The organism is Roseovarius sp. MMSF_3298 (genome assembly GCF_030733705.1).
GTDB lineage: Bacteria > Pseudomonadota > Alphaproteobacteria > Rhodobacterales > Rhodobacteraceae > Roseovarius > Roseovarius confluentis.
Genome location: NZ_JASHIN010000001.1, coordinates 124,680 through 140,229, shown reverse-complemented (window position 1 = coordinate 140,229; position 15,550 = coordinate 124,680). Strand labels below are relative to the sequence as shown.

The 15,550-nt window shown below is 63.9% G+C and carries 15 protein-coding genes and 1 pseudogene; 11 read left to right on the top strand and 5 right to left on the bottom strand.

Going from position 1 to position 15,550, the window contains the following annotated elements:
- The first annotated feature begins 47 nt into the window (after nucleotides 1-47).
- The 8 genes from RBB18_RS00710 (at nucleotide 48) to RBB18_RS00675 (ending at nucleotide 8,833) form a co-directional block, all read left to right on the top strand.
- The gene (locus RBB18_RS00710) at nucleotides 48-2,066 is read left to right on the top strand and encodes an acyltransferase family protein (RefSeq protein ID WP_306110476.1); all 2,019 of its coding nucleotides are present in this window, start codon (nucleotides 48-50) and stop codon (nucleotides 2,064-2,066) included.
- Between the two features lie 137 nt (nucleotides 2,067-2,203).
- Nucleotides 2,204-3,100, top strand: a complete 897-nt coding sequence (locus RBB18_RS00705; RefSeq protein ID WP_245890361.1) for a DMT family transporter — start codon at nucleotides 2,204-2,206, stop codon at nucleotides 3,098-3,100.
- A 141-nt stretch (nucleotides 3,101-3,241) separates the two neighbouring features.
- Nucleotides 3,242-4,336, top strand: a complete 1,095-nt coding sequence (locus RBB18_RS00700) for an OmpP1/FadL family transporter (RefSeq protein WP_103761253.1) — start codon at nucleotides 3,242-3,244, stop codon at nucleotides 4,334-4,336.
- A gap of 130 nt (nucleotides 4,337-4,466) precedes the next feature.
- Entirely contained in the window at nucleotides 4,467-5,327 is an 861-nt protein-coding gene (locus RBB18_RS00695; protein WP_103761254.1) for an ATPase, read from the top strand.
- Between the two features lie 38 nt (nucleotides 5,328-5,365).
- Nucleotides 5,366-6,301 carry a homoserine O-succinyltransferase gene (gene metA / locus RBB18_RS00690; protein ID WP_306110475.1) on the top strand — a complete coding sequence of 312 codons (936 nt, stop codon included), beginning with the start codon at nucleotides 5,366-5,368 and terminating at the stop codon, nucleotides 6,299-6,301.
- A gap of 34 nt (nucleotides 6,302-6,335) precedes the next feature.
- Nucleotides 6,336-7,310: an alpha/beta fold hydrolase gene (locus tag RBB18_RS00685; RefSeq protein WP_306110474.1), complete on the top strand. Its 975-nt coding sequence runs from the start codon at nucleotides 6,336-6,338 to the stop codon at nucleotides 7,308-7,310.
- A 46-nt stretch (nucleotides 7,311-7,356) separates the two neighbouring features.
- Nucleotides 7,357-8,226, top strand: a complete 870-nt coding sequence (gene ppk2, locus RBB18_RS00680) for a polyphosphate kinase 2 (RefSeq protein WP_306110473.1) — start codon at nucleotides 7,357-7,359, stop codon at nucleotides 8,224-8,226.
- The gene (locus RBB18_RS00675) at nucleotides 8,219-8,833 is read left to right on the top strand and encodes a TetR/AcrR family transcriptional regulator (protein WP_103761258.1); all 615 of its coding nucleotides are present in this window, start codon (nucleotides 8,219-8,221) and stop codon (nucleotides 8,831-8,833) included. The genes ppk2 and RBB18_RS00675 overlap by 8 nt, the downstream gene beginning before the upstream one ends.
- A gap of 35 nt (nucleotides 8,834-8,868) precedes the next feature.
- Here the strand turns inward: RBB18_RS00675 and RBB18_RS00670 are convergent, their stop codons facing one another.
- The gene (locus tag RBB18_RS00670; protein ID WP_306110472.1) at nucleotides 8,869-10,869 is read right to left on the bottom strand and encodes an acyltransferase family protein; all 2,001 of its coding nucleotides are present in this window, start codon (nucleotides 10,867-10,869) and stop codon (nucleotides 8,869-8,871) included.
- Nucleotides 10,870-10,954: 85 nt separating this feature from the next.
- Here RBB18_RS00670 and RBB18_RS00665 point away from each other — a divergent pair.
- Nucleotides 10,955-11,092 (top strand): annotated as a pseudogene (locus RBB18_RS00665) (TetR/AcrR family transcriptional regulator); the annotation flags it as partial.
- Between the two features lie 141 nt (nucleotides 11,093-11,233).
- On the opposite strand, the gene RBB18_RS00660 reads toward RBB18_RS00665, so the two are convergent.
- The 3 genes from RBB18_RS00660 to rplM form a co-directional block, all read right to left on the bottom strand.
- Nucleotides 11,234-11,473: a hypothetical protein gene (locus tag RBB18_RS00660; protein WP_274591875.1), complete on the bottom strand. Its 240-nt coding sequence runs from the start codon at nucleotides 11,471-11,473 to the stop codon at nucleotides 11,234-11,236.
- Between the two features lie 94 nt (nucleotides 11,474-11,567).
- The gene (gene rpsI / locus RBB18_RS00655; protein WP_057789222.1) at nucleotides 11,568-12,065 is read right to left on the bottom strand and encodes a 30S ribosomal protein S9; all 498 of its coding nucleotides are present in this window, start codon (nucleotides 12,063-12,065) and stop codon (nucleotides 11,568-11,570) included.
- 5 nt (nucleotides 12,066-12,070) lie between these two features.
- A complete protein-coding gene (rplM, locus tag RBB18_RS00650) occupies nucleotides 12,071-12,529 on the bottom strand; it encodes a 50S ribosomal protein L13 (RefSeq protein WP_103761261.1) in 459 nt (152 codons plus the stop codon).
- 138 nt (nucleotides 12,530-12,667) lie between these two features.
- Here rplM and RBB18_RS00645 point away from each other — a divergent pair, with 138 nt between their 5' ends.
- Together RBB18_RS00645 and RBB18_RS00640 are read left to right on the top strand one after the other, a co-directional pair.
- Complete coding sequence (locus tag RBB18_RS00645) at nucleotides 12,668-12,991, top strand: hypothetical protein (RefSeq protein ID WP_103761262.1); 324 nt, start codon at nucleotides 12,668-12,670, stop codon at nucleotides 12,989-12,991.
- Nucleotides 12,991-14,049, top strand: coding sequence for a hypothetical protein (locus RBB18_RS00640; protein WP_306110471.1), 1,059 nt, complete (start codon nucleotides 12,991-12,993; stop codon nucleotides 14,047-14,049). The genes RBB18_RS00645 and RBB18_RS00640 overlap by 1 nt, the downstream gene beginning before the upstream one ends.
- Before the next feature lie 7 nt (nucleotides 14,050-14,056).
- Here RBB18_RS00640 and RBB18_RS00635 read toward each other — a convergent pair whose 3' ends face one another.
- On the bottom strand, nucleotides 14,057-15,466 hold the full coding sequence (locus RBB18_RS00635) for a PLP-dependent aminotransferase family protein (protein WP_103761264.1): 1,410 nt from the start codon (nucleotides 15,464-15,466) through the stop codon (nucleotides 14,057-14,059).
- Between the last annotated feature and the right edge of the window lie 84 nt (nucleotides 15,467-15,550).

The following is a 15,550-nucleotide window of genomic DNA, read 5'->3' as shown; positions in this document are numbered from 1 at the left end:
CGCGTGCCCTCGGGCCCCCCGCCCCCAATAACGCCACGTTGAAATTCATGACGCCCCCGCATCATACCGGCTATCGGAGAGAGATCGACGGTCTTCGGGCCTTCGCGGTCCTGTCCGTCGTCGCGTTTCATGCCTTCCCGGACGCGGTGCCGGGCGGGTTCGTCGGGGTCGACGTATTCTTCGTCATCAGCGGCTTTCTGATCACCAGCCATATCTTCGAGAAGCTGGACCAAGGCGCGTTCAGCTTTGCCGACTTCTTTCAACGGCGTATCCGGCGGATCTTTCCCGCGCTGCTGGTGGTGATGTCGCTCAGCCTGCTGTTTGGCTGGCTGGTCCTTTTGTCGGACGAGTTCAACCAGCTTGGCCTGCACGTCGCCAGCGGGGCGGCGTTCATCAGCAACTTCGTCTTTGCCGCCGAGGCTGGCTATTTCGACGCCGCGGCCGAGGTGAAGCCGATGCTGCACCTGTGGAGCCTCGCGGTCGAGGAACAGTTCTATATCCTGTGGCCGCTGGCGCTTTGGGTGGCGTGGAAGCTGCGGGCCGGCCTGCTGATCCTGACCCTGATCGTTTTCGCGGCCTCCTTCGTCGTGAATGTCGTCTATGCCACCACGCATCCGGTCGAGACGTTCTTCTGGCCGTTCGGGCGCTTCTGGGAGTTGCTGAGCGGGAGCATTCTGGCGTGGATTACGGTGCACCGGGACGGGCCGCTGGCCGGTGCAACGGTTCGCAAACTGGCGGGAGGACTGGGGCTGCTGCTTCTGGTCGTGTCGGTGGCGGTGATCGACCGGACGGTCGCCTTTCCGTCCTGGTGGGCGATCCTGCCCGTTCTGGGAGCGGTGCTCGTGATCCTCGGCGGGGCGACGGCTTGGGGGGTGGCCCCCCTCTTCACCAATCGCGTCGCGGTCTGGTTCGGGCTTATAAGTTATCCGCTCTACCTTTGGCATTGGCCGGTCCTGTCATTCCTGCACATTGCAGAGGACGACGTGCCGCACCGGGATGCGCGGGTTGCGGGCGTGCTTCTGGCCATCCTGCTGGCATGGCTGACCTATCGCTTGATCGAGCGGCCGATCCGCTTTGGAAAATTCCGCGAACCGGCGCGTGCGCTGAGCCTCGCCGCGGTCATGGTGGCAGTCGGATTGGCAGGCTTCGCGATCAGCCGGACCGATTTCAGCGACAGCCACACCGCCCGGACGGTGTACCTGCGGGACGGTCTGGAACACAGGATCGGCCCCTCCAGCCGGTGGTTCGAGGGGCGTGACGACTGGTTGTTCCTCGGCAACAGCTATGACCGGACGGTGGCCAAGCTCCGATCCGAGAGCCCGCCCCCGCCCGACGAGGTGGAAGACATGCGTGCGCTGTTCGCAAACATCGCCGAGACGGCGGCAAAATCCGGAACGCGTGTTGCCCTGCTTGTCGGTCCCAACAAGTCGTCGGTCTATCCCGAGTTCCTTCCGGCCGAGCTGACGCCCGCGGATAGCCGGTATTTCGACGCTTTCGCGCAAGCCCTGGGCCCGATCCCGAACCTGACATTCCACGACCCCACAGCCGGATTTCTGCGGGGCAAGGGGGCCGAGGGCATACTCTATTACCGCACGGACACCCATTGGAACAGCAAGGGCGCGTTTCTTGCCTGGGCGGGGCTGATGCAGGCGCTCGGATTGCCGGTGCCCGAGGTGGCGTTTTCACCTGGGCCCGAATACGAGGGCGACATCATCAAGGGACTCGCCGGAATGGAAAGCTATCCGCTGCATTCCGGGGACAACTGGCTGTTCGAGTTCAGGCGGGATTTCGAGGTGCAGCGGCGCGGCATTCCCGATGCGACCGTGTCTGATTCGTTCGGCACGCGCGAGGTGGTGACCAACTCGAACCCGCCGTCGGACATGACGGTGTGGGTTGTCGGCGATTCCTTCGCCCATGCGGTGAAGCCGTTCATTGAAGCGTCGTTTCGCGAAATTCACCACAAGGGGCACTGGCGTGAACGCCTGCCGCGTCTGGCGCAGGATCTTGAGGCCGCCCACGACAAACCGGATCTGATCGTCGTCATCCGGGTCGAAAGAACCTTCTGAACCGCGCGTGACCGAAGCTTGGACCATCGGGCACTCAGGCCTTGGAAAGCCCGTTGCGCCTCTTTAGAGATCATGTGACTTACAGAGCGTGGGTGGCCCGCTCTGCGCTATGGCCCATTGGCTGACCCGAGGACTAGATGACCGACAACCTGCAAGACCCGGCGCGGGACACCGCGGTGCCCGTTCTTCGCGCGGGGGTGTTCATGATGGGCGCGGTGGCGTCCTTCACCCTGATGGCCGTGGCCGGGCGGCAAGTGAGCTTCGAGCTGGATACCTTTGAAATCATGATGTTTCGCAGCATCGTGGGCCTCGTCGTGGTGATGGGGTTCGTACTGGCGCAGGGGCGTCTGCACGAGCTGCCGACGCAAAAGACCGGCACGCATCTGTTGCGCAACGTCTTTCACTTCACCGGTCAGAACCTGTGGTTCTTCGCGATCACCATGATCCCGCTGGCGCAGGTCTTCGCATTGGAATTCACCACGCCCTTGTGGGTGCTGATCCTGTCGCCCCTGATGCTGGGCGAGCGGATGACGCGGATGCGGGTGATTGCCGCCGTGCTGGGGTTCATTGGCATCCTGATCGTGGCGCGGCCCACGCCCGACACGCTGAATATCGGTACCGCGGCGGCGGCGGCCTGTGCCATCGGCTTTGCCGGGACGTATATCTTTGCCAAGCGTCTGACGCGGACGGAATCTCTGACCTGCATCCTGTTCTGGATGACCGTGATGCAGGCGGTGTTCGGCCTGGTCTGTGCAGGCTTTGACGGGGATATCGCCCTGCCCTCGCTCGTCAGCCTGCCGTGGCTGGTGGCCATCGGCATCTGCGGTCTGACGGCGCATTTCTGCATCACGTCGGCCTTGGCGCTGGCGCCGGCCACGCTGGTCAGTCCGATCGATTTCATGCGGCTGCCGGTGATCGCGATCGTGGGTCTGCTGGTCTATGACGAGGCGGTGAGCGTCTTTGTCTTCGTCGGCGCGGCCCTGATTTTCGGCGCGAATTACCTCAACCTCTGGTCCGAGACCCGCAAGAGGTGAACCGAACGGTTCGGAATGGCCTCGGGCTGTGACATTCTTGCACGCACGCCCCCTGCTCCTCGCTTCATGACGTCGCGTAAAAATTGACCGATTTTCACACGCAACAGTAGTGTGACTTAGTGTTCTGGAGGAGAGTAACTCATGAAAAAACTGGCACTGGCCGCCACCACTCTCGGCCTTGCGGCAGGCACCGCCCATGCGGGCGGACTGGACCGTAGCTATACCCCGATCGATCCCTTGTTCGAGCAAGGCAACTATGCCGAGCTGTCGTTCGGTTTCACCATGCCGGATGTGACCGGCTCTGACTTGGCTGGCAACTCGATCAGCAACGTGGCCGGGGATTACTCCACCGTCGGCTTCGCGTTCAAGGTCGATTTCAATGAAAAGCTGTCGCTGGCGATGATCTATGATCAGCCCTATGGCGCCGATACGGCCTATGGCGGCAACCCGGCGACCACCCTGCTGGGCGGCACGAGCGCCGATGCCGAAACCCACGCGCTGACCGCGCTGGTGCGCTGGAAATTCACCGACCGGATTTCGGCCTATATCGGTCCGCGCTTCCTGAATGCCGAGGGCGACATCACGATTGCGGGCTTGGCCTATGGTCCGGCCAACGGCGCCAACTTCCGCTTCGCAAACACGACCGGCGCGGGATACGTCGTGGGCGCAGCCTATGAAGTGCCGGAAATCGCGCTGCGTGCGTCGCTGACCTATCACTCGCCGGTCGACCTGCGCTTCCGCACCACCGAAACCATTCCCGGCGCGGGCACGTTCACGACCTTCACGAACTCGGAGACGCCCGAGACGATCGAACTGTCGGTTCAATCGGGTATCAACCAAAGCACACTGATTTTCGGTTCGATCCGTCACGCCAAGTGGTCGGACTTCACCCTGACGCCGACGATCTTCGGTAACAACCTGGCCAGCTTTGACGACATCACCACCTACGAGATCGGTGTCGGCAAGCGCTTTACCGAGAAATTCTCGGGCAGCATCGCGATCAGCTACGAAGACACCAGCGGTGACGATCTGGTTTCGCCCCTCGGGCCGACCAACGGCCAGACGGGCATCACCGTCGGTGGCGAGTACAAGGTCAGCGACAGCCTCGATGTGTCGGGTGGCGTGCGCTACACGATGCTGGGCAACGGCGTGCCGCAGACCGGGGGCACCCCGCGCGGCAACTTCCGCAACAATGACGCGATCAGCGTGGGCATGAAGCTGGGCTACCACTTCTGACCCCTGCTGCACTCAAGATCGGAAAACCCCGCCGTCCACTCCGGCGGGGTTTTTCTTTGGCTGCAACGGATAGAGGTTTGACGCCCTCCGCGTCGCTGTCTACCAAAGCGGCGCAAAGGGAGCTTGGACAATGATCTACCAGACCGCGCAGGATTGGCGGGATGCGCCGCACAAACGGGTGCTGCTTTACGGCATGTCGGGGCTGGGCAAGACCCACCTGTCGAACATACTGCGCGAGGCGGGCGACTGGTTTCACTATTCCATAGATTACCGGATCGGCACCCGCTACATGGGCGAGTTGATCGCCGACAACGCCAAGGCGCACGCGATGAAGGTGCCGTTTCTGCGGGACCTGCTGAAGACGGATTCGATCTATATCGGCTCGAACATCACCTTCGACAACCTGTCCCCGGTGTCCACCTACCTAGGCAAACCGGGCGACCCCGACAAGGGCGGGTTGCCGATCGACGAATATCGCACGAGGCAGGATCAGTTCCGGAACGCGGAGATCAACGCGCTGATGGATACCGGTCATTTCATCGAACGCGCGGGGCGGCTCTATTGCTATCCGAATTTTGTCTGCGATACCGGCGGGTCGATCTGTGAATGGGTCGATGGCGACGATCCGGACGATCCGATCCTGACGGAACTGTCGTCTCACTGTCTTTTGATCGGGCTGAAAGGCGACGAGGCGCACCGGCAGGAACTGATCCGCCGCTTCGACCGCGCGCCCAAGCCGATGTGCTATCAGCCCGAGTTCCTGGCGGCTGCCTGGGCGGAATACCTGCACGAAAACAATGTTGAAGAAGGCGACGTTGAACCCGATCACTTCATTCGCTGGACCTATGCCCGCGCGCTGGCACACCGCGCGCCACGCTATGCGGCGATGGAGAAGTGGGGCATCACGCTGACCGCCGACGAGGTGGCGCAGGTCACAACCACCGAGAGTTTCGAGGCGCTGGTGGCCGGAGCCCTTGAGCGTACGGAATAAACCTTTATCTAGGCCTGATCCCCGACACAGGTTCCGACATGCCCATCAAGATCCCCGCCAGCCTGCCCGCCTTTGACGTCCTCACCCGCGAGGGGGTGATGGTGATGGACGAGGACCAGGCGTCGCGGCAGGATATCCGGCCCTTGCGGATCGGGTTGCTGAACCTGATGCCCAAGAAGATCCAAACCGAGAACCAGTTCGCCCGGCTGATCGGCGCGACGCCGTTGCAGATCGACCTGAGCCTGATCCGCATGTCAGAGCATCGCACCAAGAACACCGCCGCCGACCACATGGAAAGCTTTTACCGGCCCTTCTCCGAAGTCGAGGCGACGGGAGAGAAATTCGACGGGCTGATCATCACCGGCGCGCCGATCGAGCATCTGGAGTTTTCCGACGTCACCTATTGGGACGAACTGGTGCGCGTCTTCGAGTGGACAACCACCCACGTGCATTCGACCTTCGGCGTCTGCTGGGGCGGGATGGCGATGATCAACCATTTCCACGGGGTCAAGAAGCACCTGCTCGACGCCAAGGCGTTCGGATGTTTCCGGCACCGCAACATGGCGCCCGCCTCACCCTTCCTGCGCGGGTTTTCCGACGATTGCGTGATCCCGGTCAGCCGCTGGACCGAGGTGCGCCGTGCCGAGATCGAGATGGTCGACGGGCTGGAGGTCCTGCTGGACAGCGACGAGGTTGGCCCCTGCCTGGTGCAGGACAACGCGGCGCGGGCGCTGTATATCTTCAACCACCTGGAATACGACAGCGACACGCTGAAACAGGAATATGACCGCGACGTTGCGCAAGGCACGCCGATCAACGTGCCCTGCAACTACTACCCCGACGATGACCCCTCCTGCCTGCCGCAGAACCGGTGGCGCAGCCATGCGCATCTGCTTTACGGCAACTGGATCAACGAGATCTACCAGACAACGGCCTTTGATATGGACACGATCGGGCTAGGTTCCGGCTGGTAACGATTTCGGGCGGATCCCGGTGAAAGGTGGACATATGAAACGCAACTTGGTCTGGGCGGCGCTTGGCGCCGTCGCGCTGTTGTCGAGCTGTGCGGGGTTGGCCGGGGTCAAGGAACGCACCGCCGAGCAAACCCACCCGCCGCTGGGCCGGTTTGTCGAGGTGGACGGCACCCGCGTGCATGTCTGGGTCGAGGGGTCGGGCCCGGACCTGGTGCTGATCCACGGCGCGGGCGGCAACCTGCGGGACTTCACGTTTGACCTGGCCAAACGGCTGACGTCCCGCTACCGGGTCATCGCATTCGACCGGCCGGGACTGGGCTATACCGAGCGCCTGCCGGGCTATGGCGGCGTCGGCAGCACCGAGGGCGAAAGCCCGCGCGAACAGGCCGCGTTATTGCAAAAGGCCGCGGCACAGGTCGGCGTGCGGCGGCCCGTGGTGGTCGGCCACAGTTTCGGCGGCGCCGTGGCGCTGGCCTGGGGGCTGAACGCGCCACGGGATACGTCGGCGCTGGTCCTGCTGGCGGGCGTGTCGAACCCCTGGCCCGGCGATCTGGGCACCTTCTACAACGTCACCGGCACCGCCCTCGGCGGGGCCACGGCAGTGCCTGTGATTACCGCGCTGGCCTCGGAGGAGCGGATCGAGCGCAGCATCGAGGGCACTTTCGCGCCGCAAAGCGCGCCCGATGGCTATTCCGAGTATCTCGGCCCCGGGCTGACCCTGCGGCGCGAGACGTTGCGGGCAAACGGTCAGCAGGTGCTGGGCCTGCGCCCGCATATCGTGGAAATGTCGAAGCAGTATCGCGATACGCTGCGGATGCCGGTCGAGATCGTGCATGGCGATGCCGATAGCACCGTGCCGCTGGACGTGCATTCGATCCCGCTGTCGAAACAACTGCGGCGCGGCAACCTGACGGTGCTGGATGGCGTGGGCCACATGCCCCACCATGTGCGCCCCGAGGCGACCGTCGCGGCAATCGACCGCGCGGCCTCTCGCGCCGGATTGCGTTAAGCCGCTTAACATTCCATAATCGCCCCAAAATCAAGGGAGTGGCTGCATGGACCTGCCATTTGACGGCGCGATCGGCACCTATTTCAAAAGCGAGGCCCCCGAGGAGGTTCGCAACGCCATCCGGCGGGCCGACAAGGGCGATATCCTGTCGTCCGACTACCCCCATTCCGACCGGATGCCGCGCAAGGCCTATGAGCGGGATCTGCACCGCCTGCAGATCGAAATGGTCAAGCTTCAGGCCTGGGTCAAGGAAAGCGGCGCGCGGGTCGTCTGCGTCTTCGAGGGGCGCGACGCGGCCGGCAAGGGCGGCACGATCAAACGCTTCCGCGAGAACCTGAACCCGCGTGGTGCGCGCGTCGTGGCCTTGCCGAAACCGTCCGAGACGGAAGCCACCCAATGGTATTTCCAGCGCTATATCGACCACCTGCCTGCGGGCGGCGAGATCGTGTTCTTCGACCGCTCATGGTACAATCGCGGCGTCGTCGAAAAGGTTTTCGGCTTTTGCACTGACGCGCAGCGCGAGCATTTCTTTCACCAGGTCGGCGATTTCGAGAGGATGCTGGCCGACGAGGGCATTCACCTCTTCAAGTTCTGGCTGAACGTGGGGCGCGCCGAACAGCTGCGCCGTTTCATGAAGCGAGAGACCGATCCGCTGAAGCAATGGAAGCTCAGCTGGATCGACGTCGAGGGGCTGAAGAAATGGGACGCCTATTCCGAGGCCATTTCCGAGACGCTGGCGCGGTCGCACGGCACCCACGCGCCCTGGACGGTCGTACGCTCGGACGACAAGCGGCGGGCGCGGGTCGAGACGATCCGGCATGTGCTGCTCAATATCGACTACGACCACAAGCTGCCGAAATCGCTGGGCGTCCCCGATGCGTCAGTCTGCGACGGGCCCGAGATCTGGGATGCCTAAGCGCGGCTATCACCACGGCAACCTGCGCCAGGCTCTGGTCGACGCAGCGCTGACCTTGATCGAGGAGAAAGGCCCGACCGGTTTCACCCTGTCGGAGGCCGCCAAGCAGGCCGGCGTGACCCCGGCGGCGGTCTATCGCCATTTCGGCGGACGCGAGGACCTGATCGCCGAGGCGGCGCGGCAAGGCTACGAGATCTTCGCCGACGTGATCGAATACGCCTATGGCACCGGGCAGACGGCGCTGAGCGCCTTCGCGGCGACGGGCCGTGCCTACCTGGCGTTCGCGCGGAAATACCCGGGCCACTACATCGCGATGTTCGAAAGCGGCATCTCGGTCAACCGCAATGCGGACCTCGCCGCCGTGTCGGGCCGCGCACGCGCCGTGCTGGAACGCGCCGCAGAGGGCTTGTCAGCCCATATCCCCCCGGACAAGCGCCCGCCGACGGCGATGGTGTCGGCGCATGTCTGGGCGCTCAGCCACGGCGTGGTCGAGCTTTTCGCCCGCAACTCGCCCGGCACCCAAAGCCCCTTCCCGCCCGAGGACTTGCTGGAATCCGGTATCGGGATCTACCTGCGAGGATTGGGATTGTTGCCGCCGGACAGCTGACGGCACTTGTTGCGAGTACGGCCCTCGCGCCCGCGTCACCTGCGCCCGTCGCCGAACAGCGCCTTGTCCAGCAAGGGCGCCACGGCGTGAGCAGCCGGGGCCGAGATGTGATCCGCGTCCTTGTAGAGCAACACGCGGTTGAGCAACCAGGCATACCGTCCATCTCGCTCGAAGAACGCGTTGACCGAGATCAGTTCAGCGCCGAGGTCGTCTGCGACGTCCACCAGGATCGTGCGGGCGCCGCGCATCCGCTCGTCATGCACCCGGGTGTCGATGAAACTGCGGGCGATATCGGCCTCGAACTCGGCTTCCGGCAGGTCGCGCAGGATCGCCTGCCCGAGCACGTTGATCGGCAAGACCACCTGCTGCGGCACCTGGTCCAGGACTACGACACGAATGCCGGCATCCCTGTAGTGGGAAATCGTCTCGCGCAGGCCGGTCTCGAAGCTGGCGAACCACTCCGCGTCGCTTTGCCTGCGGTTGTCGGGATCGGTCGAGATCATGAACCGCCGCGGCTTGCTCGGGACATCGCCCTTGACGTAAAGGCTCCACCTTGCGGCGAGGAATACCATGTCGACCCCGCGTGCGACGGCTTCTTCCGCATGGGCCCGGACGCGGTCATGGCACTCCTGCGCCGACTGGCCGCCGTTGACGAGGTAAACGCCCAACAAGGGCGGGCAGGCCGGGTGGATGCCGTGCAAAACGCCGATGTGCCGCATGGCCGCGATTTCGTCGAAGGCCGGCAGGATCGCGCCCGCATGACTGTCGCCCATTACCGCGATTGTCGTGCTGGCCTCCTCGCTGTCGCGCATCAGGCACAGATCGCCGGGGCTTTCGGGCGCGCCACCGGGACATGAACCACCAAGGTTCTCGGTCTCGTCCTTCGTGAAAAGATCGAGATACGCCTCAGGTCCCTTGCCGTCCAAGCGTTGCGGCACGCCGTTTAATGCCAGAACCGTAGAGCCCATGGCGCCGAAGGCGACGATCCCCCCGAGGCTGGCGCCGAACACGGCGCTGCGCGACGGCAGCCAACCCGAGCGGCGAAACGGCCGCTCGACAAACGCCCAGGACAGCACCGCCAGAGCGAAGGACAAAGCGATCAGAGCCCAGATCAGACCAGGCACCGCCATGCTCCAGCCGCGGATGCGGGCGAAGGCAAAGATCGGTTGATGCCAGAGGTAGAGCGAATAGCTGATCAGACCGATACCGACCATCGGGCGCCACGACAGGGCCCGCGCCGTCAGAGTCTCGCGCGCTGCGAAGAGGATGACCAGCATCGCACCGACGATCGGCACCAGCGTGTAGCCCGAGGGCGATGGATCTTCGGGGCCAAGCCAGAAAACGCTGCCCACGATCAGCGCAAGGCCGAGTGCGGCCAGCGCCTCGCTCCGCATTTGCGGGCGGTTCAGCAGGACCGCGGCACAGATCGATCCGGCCAGCAACTCCCACAGGCGCGACGGGGTGAAGAAGAAGTTTTCGCCCGGCATGTTCCACGCGCCCCATATGGCCATCGCGATGGACGCAGCGGCGCAAAGGGCGAAGACCGCGACATGCCGACCGCGCCGGAAGCGGCCCAGGGCCCACAGCAGCGCCGGAAACAGGATATAGAACTGTTCCTCGACCGCGAGGCTCCAGGTGTGCAGCAGCGGACGCAGGTCGGCCGAGACGTCGAAATAGCCCGAATGTTCGAGGAAATGGACGTTCGAAATGAAGAGAACGGTAAAGCCCAGGCTGCGCGCGAAATCCTCCAGCGGATCGGGTGGAATCCACATCCACGCGAAGGGCACGCAACAGGCCAGGACAAGGAAAAGCGCTGGCAGGATGCGCCGCGCGCGACGCTCGTAGAACCGCCACAGACTGTAGGTGCCGGCCTCGCGGTCGGAAATCAGGATCGTGGTGATCAGGTAGCCGGAAATGACGAAGAAGATGTCGACGCCGATATAGCCGCCGCCGAATGCGGTAAAGCCCGCGTGAAAAAGGATGACCGGCAGCACGGCAACCGCCCTGAGACCGTCGATTTCACGCCTGTATTTCAAACCGGACTGCCCTGTAAGTTCGCGGTATCCGTGAACCCGATACAGGGCTGCGTTGCAAGAAAAAAGCGCGGCACCCGCGGGGTCGGCGCTGTCGCATGGCGTGGTGGAGCTGTTCGCCCGCAACTCGCCCGGGCCCCAAAGCCCCTTCCCGCCCGAGGATCTGCTGGAATCAGGGATAGGCATCTACCTGCGGGGCCTGGGCCTGTTGCCGCCGGACCAGTAGGCACCGCGCTGCTCTTCCTCTGGCTCTAAATATCCCGGGGGTTTGGGGGCTGGCCCCCAATTCAACCTGTGTTTGGGGGCTGGTCCCCAATCGACGCTGAGTTTGGGGCTGGCCCCCAATCGGATCGCTGGTTGCGTCCATTCAAAGAAATTGTCTAACGACGATGAAAACAAGCAGGGCGCCTGACAAGGCACCATAAGTTCCCCAGTTAAGAATCCTGATCTCCTGTTTGGTCAGCTTATGGTGATCGGCAGTTAGTTTCGTATAGAGAATGAAACGCGGGTTGAGGACAACACCTCGTTTCTCGGCCTGACGCGTGACGTAGGTGGCCGAGCCGATCCAAGCGAAAAGGTAGAAGATCAACAGGCTGGTGACAAACATGGTCGCATCGCTTTTCCTCAGCGTACTGGCATAGGCCTCCAAAGAAAAGGGCCGCCCAACCGGACGGCCCTCTCCGAAACTCTGAACCCAAAGCTTAACGCTTGGAGAACTGGAAGCTCTTGCGGGCCTTGGCGCGACCGTATTTCTTGCGCTCCACCACGCGGCTGTCGCGGGTCAGGAAGCCTGCCGCCTTCAGCGCGCCGCGCAGCGACGGATCATAAAGCTGCAGAGCTTTCGAGATGCCGTGCTTGACCGCACCGGCCTGCCCCGAAAGGCCGCCGCCCTTGACGGTGGCCTGAACGTCGAACTGGTCTTCGACACCGGCCACCGTGAACGGTTGGCGCAGGATCATCTGCAGCACCGGGCGGGCGAAGTACTTGTTCATTTCCTTGCCGTTGACCGAGACCTTGCCCGAGCCGGGCTTGATCCAGACGCGGGCGACCGCGTCCTTGCGCTTGCCGGTGGCGTAGGAACGGCCCAGGTCGTCGCGGACAGGCTCGCGCGGCGCTTCCTCGGGCGTGCCCTGGACACCGCCGATATCATCGGTGACGGCTGCTTCGAGACCGTCGAGTGTTTTGATTTCGTCAGCCATGTCTCTTACACCCGCGTGTTTTTCTTGTTCATGGATTTCACATCCAGCGCTTCGGGGCTTTGCGCCTCGTGCGGATGTTCGGTGCCGGCGTAGACGCGCAGATTGGTCATCTGGCGGCGTGCAAGGCGGTTCGAAGGCAGCATGCGCTTGACGGCCTGCATGACGACGCGCTCGGGGTGGGCGCCCTCCAGGATTTCCGCCGTGGTGCGCGACTTGATCCCGCCCGGGTGGCCGGTGTGCCAGTAGTTGGGTTTCTCGCGCTTCTTGCCGGTCAGCTGCACCTTGTCGGCATTGATGACGATGACGTTGTCACCCATGTCCTGGCTCGGTGTAAAGCTGGGCTTGTGCTTGCCACGCAGGCGCGTGGCGACGATCGAGGCAAGGCGGCCCAGAACGATGCCGTCGGCATCGATCACGATCCACTTCTTGTCGATATCTGCCGGTTTTGCAGAAAAGGTTTTCATGGTCTTGTCCCCAAGGGTCAGAGGGTCATAATTCGGATTGCGGGGTTATATAGGCTCAGAAGAACAGTTCAAGCGGGAAATGTGCGTTATTTTTGTTCATAAACAAAGACTTGTTATTTAGGTATCATTTTACCCCATATGGAAAGCCTGATTCACAACCCCGGCCCGCCACTTGCCGCGCTGCTGCTGCTGGCGCTGTCCACGGCGCTTGGCATGGCGCAGGTGGCCAAGATCATCAAGGTCTACGAGGCCAAGCATGAACTGAAGCACGGCTCGGCCGGTTTCATCCGCGGTATCGCGGGCTGGTCGCTGGTGGCTTTCTGGGCCATGGCGGTCTGGTTCGTGGCCACGGTGATCGGCGACTGGTGGGCGACCGAGGACCTGGCCGGCGCGACGGACCGCGCCTGGCTGCGGCTGCGCATCCTGCTGGAGATCGCGGCGGCGATCGCGGATTCGGACTGATGGCAGGCCCGGTTCCCGGCGCACAGGCGATACAGGCCGCGCTGCAATGTCCCGACTGCGCCGGACAGTGCCGCTATAGTGCCGAGGCCACGGGGCTGCGCTGCGACAGTTGCGGTAATGTGCGATCGCTCGATACGCCCGACGACCACCTGGCCCAGACCGAGTTCGGCTATGACCCGGACGTGCCCGCCGAAGAGCCGAAAAGCCGCCCCGACCTGATGGAGCATGGCTGCCAGACATGCGGCGGGCACGTGATCTTCACCGGCCCGGCCCTGTCCGAGCGGTGTCCCTATTGCGACGGGCCGGTGGTTCTGGCCGACCCCGACATGGGGTTCGACACGATGGCGCTGATCCCCTTTCGCGTCACGCTGGAGACGGCCAAGGCCAATGCGCGGGACTGGGTGCGTGCGCGGATCGCGGCGCCGTCGGACCTGTGGACGCAGGTCGAAGACGGCCATTTCAGCGGGCTTTACGCGCCCTTCTGGACCTTCGACAGCAAGGAGGCCGTTCAATACTGGGCCAAGTACACCACCGGGTCCGGCAAGAACCGGCGCACGCATTCCACGGGTGGAGCGATGAACGTCGACTTCGATGACCTGCTGGTGCCGGCCTCGACCCATGTGAAACCGCTGATCCGCGACGGCATCCTGCACGAATTCTATCCCGACCGCCTGCGCCCCTATCGCGCGGGCTACCTGGCCGGGTTCGCGGCCGAGCGCCATCATCAGACCGTGGCGCAGGGGTTGGACGCCAACGCCAGCGACAAGCGGCTGCTGATCCGCAACCGGATCAAGCGGCATATCAACAAGCGCGGCGTGCATGATATCCGCTATCGGACCGACACGACGGGCATCCATTACCGGCGCATCCTGCTGCCGGTCTGGATCCTGCATTACGTCTATGAGGGCAAGGCGCAGAAGGTCGTCGTCTCGGGGATCGACGGGCGCACCTTCGGCGAACGGCCCTTATGTAAATTGAAGCTGATGGGCTATGCCGCCGCCCTTAGCGCGCTGGTGATCGGCTTCGGCCTCGCGTGGGGCGCGGGTGGGTTGTTGTAGCCCGCGCTCAGACGCCGATGCCTTCGGGCGGGTTGTCCAACAGCCGGCGCAGACGCTGCATCGCGGCCTCGTAACTGGCAAGGCTGACGCCCGCGTTCACGGCTAGTCGCACGGCATGAGGCGAGGCCGCGTCGCGGCTGGCAAAATCCTCGGCCGAGCGGACCTGCACGCCCTGCTCCGCCGCCGCCTGGCAAAAGGCGGATGTGCGCCATCCCGGCGGCAGGGTCAGCCACAGGAACGGCACGTCGCGGCGCCATTTCACGTCGTACCCGCCCAGCACGTTCAGCGCGGCCTGGATGTAGTCGCCCGACTGGATGCGCACCTTGTCCATCAGCTCGTCCAGACCGGGATGTGACAACAGCGCCGCCACGAGGTCCGAGATCGGCGTGGCAAGCCCGAAGAACGAGGATTCCGCCGCGCGGCGCAGCGCCATGGACTGATCCCCGGGCGCCAGCGCAAAGCCCACGCGCAAGGCGGGCGTCACCGATTTCGACAGCGAGGCCACGTACCAGCCGCGCTCGGGGGCCAGCATCCGGTAGGCCGGGGCCTGTGACGGGCCTATGCGGTAGCAATCATCCTCCAGAATCTGCAGGTCGCACCGGCGAGCGGCCTCGACGATCTCGGCGCGGCGCTCGGCGGGGGTAAAAAGGCATGTGGGGTTATGCACCTCGGCGGAGGTGAACAGCATCTGGGCCTGGTGCTTTTGCGCCGCCGCCTCCAGCGCGTCGGGGCGCAATCCGTGGGCGTCCATCGCCACCGGGATCACCTCGGCCCGCAACAGGTCGGCGGCCCGCCGGAACCCCGGATAGCACAGCTCCTCGACCAGCACCGTGGGGCGCCGCCCGCAAAGGACGGTCTGCATGATCAGGATGATGGCGTTCTGCCCGCCATGGGCCAGCACCACGTCCTCTTCCGTGAACCGCCCCAGAGGCGCCTGGGACAGGAACCGCGCCGCCGCGGCACGGGCGGGCTGCATGTTCTGGCGGCTGGGGTAATGCATCACGCCAGAGGGCGGGTCCTCGGCAATCTGCGCCAGAAGCTGCCGGACAAGCCCGGCCTGCCCCACGCTGGGCAGGTGCGGCGAGATCATGTTGACGGCATAGCTGTCGCCGCCGGCGTTGTGTTCGACACTGTCGGCCTCGATCGGGAAGTAATCCGGGGGGATCGGCTTGGGCTCGGCCACGAAGGTGCCACGCCCGACCTCGGCCACCAGCGTGCCATCGTCCGTCAGCCCGGAATAGGCCCGCGCGACGGTGCCCGGCGTGATGCCCAGCCGCCAGGCAAGATCGCGCACGGGCGGCAGCTTGTCGCCCGGGGCAAGGCTGTGGTTGTCGATACCACTGCGGATCGCCTGCATCAGCGCCTTGTACTTGGGCGCGGCGGTGTCGGTCAGCTTGGGCTGCCAATTTGTACCCATGACAATATTTCCGTGGATTCGGACAATTGGACAATGTATCCCTCAATTGTGGCAATCGCACAATATTGTGTCAATACAATTTAT